Origin of the sequence: Vibrio sp. 10N.239.311.G01 (genome assembly GCF_041465805.1) — a bacterium.
Taxonomy (GTDB): Bacteria; Pseudomonadota; Gammaproteobacteria; order Enterobacterales; family Vibrionaceae; genus Vibrio; species Vibrio crassostreae_C.
The window spans coordinates 1-3,194 of the sequence record NZ_JBFSRM010000060.1; the positions used below are offsets into that span (position 1 = coordinate 1).

General features: G+C 44.7%; 2 protein-coding genes and 1 pseudogene. 1 reads left to right on the forward strand and 2 read right to left on the reverse strand.

Translation table 11 applies throughout. The annotated features are described in order from the left end of the window. Positions 1-72, forward strand: a pseudogene (locus AB6D06_RS22295) (MazG-related protein); the annotation flags it as partial. Between the two features lie 246 nt (positions 73-318). On the opposite strand, the gene AB6D06_RS22300 reads toward AB6D06_RS22295, so the two are convergent. After that, a complete protein-coding gene (locus tag AB6D06_RS22300) occupies positions 319-1,356 on the reverse strand; it encodes an IS110 family transposase (RefSeq protein WP_371712894.1) in 1,038 nt (345 codons plus the stop codon). Between the two features lie 464 nt (positions 1,357-1,820). Beyond that, a complete protein-coding gene (locus AB6D06_RS22305; RefSeq protein WP_136995995.1) occupies positions 1,821-2,975 on the reverse strand; it encodes an IS110 family transposase in 1,155 nt (384 codons plus the stop codon). Between the last annotated feature and the right edge of the window lie 219 nt (positions 2,976-3,194).

Genomic DNA, 3,194 nt, shown 5'->3' on the forward strand with positions numbered 1-3,194 from the left:
TACAAGCGTATTTTGGGTAGGGAAGTCGACCTAATTGACATACAAGAACTAACGTCGAGTTCAGCGCCATAACAAAGCGTTTAAGACGGATTCCCAACGCTTATATGGACTCCCGGTTGTTGTCAAAAAGTTCTTGCAGCGATAGTAAGATGCTTACTTATATACGGGCTCAGTTTGAGGAGCTACCCCAGGCCACTTAGATGTATTCGCACCATCATGACTATATCTTGGCAACAGTAATCTCTACTTAAGCGTTGGACAGTCTCTTGATGGTTGGTCTTACCGGTTCGTTAGCGCGTTCTTTTTGACAGACTCATTTTAAGCCGTGAGTGACTGCGGCTTATATTCCTCATCGTTTCTTAACATGGCGAATGCAGTTCTGACGGTTTTATTGGCCAGAGCAATAGCCGCGACTTTTTTCCCTCGTCTTGCGGTAAGTGCTTTAAGCCATTGCTCTTTTGTTGTACGAGCTTCTCGCTTTTCTAGCTTGCTAACGACAGATATGGCACCTTGATATAGAGCCCCTCGCAGAGTGTTATTCCCAGAGCGCTTGGCGATACTACCGATTTTTTGTTTTCCACCACTGCTATGTTGTACGGGTGTTAGCCCAAAACAAGCAGCGGCTTCGCGGCCATTGGCAAAGTGGTCGTGCTGACCTAGTGCGACTTTCAATAAAACGGAACAGATAGGCCCGACACCTTCTAGGTTTTCTAGGCGCTGACATTGTTTATCTTGTTGTATAGCCTCTTTGAGGCTTTGCTTTAGAGTATCTATTTGGTCAATGAGAGCGGTGAACATGTCATACATGGTGGATAGAGCCCGTCTAAATTGCGGAGTTAATCCATTTTCGGCATCTTCTAGAATTAATGGTATAGCACAAGTGAGTGCATAATCGCCTTTGGCGATAGGTATGCCAAACTCCAGTAAGAAAGAGCGAATTTGATTAGAGGTACTGACTTTTTGCCTGACAACTAAATCCCGCATGAGTACGACAGACTGTTGGCACTGCTCTTCTACATTCAGAATTCGACAGGGCTTGATGTTAGGTTGTTGTGCGGCGATAGCAATGGCAAGCGCATCATTAGCATCCGTTTTTTGTCCTTGTCGAAATGCGATGACTTTTCTTGGTGCAATCGCTTTGACTTTATGACCAAGAGAGAGTGCAAGACGAGCCCAATAGTTTGCAGAGCTGCAAGATTCGATTGCTACGAGAGCTTCTTTTTCTTTGGTCAGAATTTGAATAAGCTTTGTTCGAGAGACTTCTTTGTTGAATATCACTTTGCCATGGCGATCCATTTTGCATATCTGGAATACGTTCTTTGCTAGGTCGATAGCGAGGATAGTAGAATGATTCATGTATGGACTCCTTTGTAAAGGTTTGGTCACTGTTTACGCTACTCTTGTGAGGGTAGGGAGTCCATACATCTTGGCATTTTTGGTTCTACTTCAAATTTAGTGTTTACGGTACAATACTTTAGGTCGGGTGGAGGCGTTGTTCACCCCTTAACGCGGCGTTGATATGACCCCCTTTGTCAAATATAAACGTAGAAGTTTCTGCTCCCACATTTCAGAGCCTTTTGTTTATTTTGGGATAGTGTTAACGCATAGGTGAAGCAAGTAATTTCGTCGGTTCTCATGCTGATATACGTGGATTACTCATCGTGAGATGAGCAGCGCCTACCTTACTTATTTCGTCGTGGCACCTGTCTTCAGTCTATGCTCGTGGTTCAATAAAGCGCGAGCTTTATTGCCATCCTAACGCCGTCGGTGTTTGTGCCACACCCGATGCTCCATCCAATGCGCTAACACTAATTCTTTTCTCATGCAGGCAGCCTTGCAATACGTGTTTTTGGATCAACTGCGCTAACGACCACCTCTCTCGCTATAGCCCAGATATAAGCGATCATTTCTCTCGCAATGGCTGCGACGACAACATTTCGATGTTTGCCTTTTTGTAACAATCGTTGATAGCGGCGACACAACCTTTGTTGGGCATGCCAAGCAATATCTACAATTTCTTTGGGCAGCCCTTCTTGTCGCTGTTGTAGTTCGACGGAGATATTTGCCTTGTGCTTATACGTATGTGCGCCCTCAATAAGCAACCGTCGTGCTCGACTGTTTCCGCACTTGGTTAGGCTACCTCGTTTAGCTTTTCCGCCACTGGAGTTTTCAGTAGGTACGAGGCCGACATAAGCCATAAGTTTTCTGGGATGGTCGAAGCGACGTAGATCACCTAGTTCGGCAATGGTGCCGAGAGCAACAAGTAGTCGCACGCCCCGCATGGCTTGGACGGCTTTGACAACAGGGTAGTAACGCCAGTTTTTTACTTGATGTAACAACTCGTTATCCAACCGTTGTAATCTTTGCATCCTCTCACTGATGGTGATGATCATCTCTTGCAATACAATCTGTTGGCTGTGATGGGGAAGAATGAGGTCGGTTAGCCACCGTAGATGCTTTTTAGACCAGTTATCATTCACCGTTGCTTGTACATTATTGCGTAGAAGAAAGCCTTTGAGTTGGAATTTTGCATCCTTAAGGTCTTTCATCGCGGTTTCTCTAGCCCTTGATAAATCTCTTATTGCCTCATCTTCAGATTCAGGAACATAAATAGGTGTTAGCTCTTCAGCCTTAAAAAGTTTGGCAAGTTTTGCTGCATCTCTCTTATCTGTTTTGACTCTATCCCCTGATTTCTTAGGAATAAGGGAAGGGGCGATGACACAGCAGCAATGCCCAAGACTGGTGAGCAATCGGTATGTCCAGTATCCACACGGCCCAGCCTCGTAGACAAAATGAAGTGTGGCTTTCGGGTACTTAGATTGCAATTGCTGTGCGAGTTTAATTAGTGCGGACTTGTTGGACTTTATCCGACCCAAATGCTCAGGTTTAGCACCACGATGCTCTTGCAAGGCGGCGACTTGGATAAATGACTTATGCGTATCTAAGCCAATGAAAATTATGTTATCGTTATTCATGCTAGTCTCCAAATTTAGTTGTTTGACACACTAATTATGGCTCTGGCTTTAAGCTAACCCACGATATTGGAGGCTAGCACCTTTCGTGGGGGTCATTATGTCTAGCCGTCATGAGACTTGCCATTATCAAAGTGATAGAATAGTATCACTTTAGTATTCCTTTGGAGCATCCCTCATGAAAGTTGAACTAGTTACGTCCTTGAAACGTCAGGCTACAAA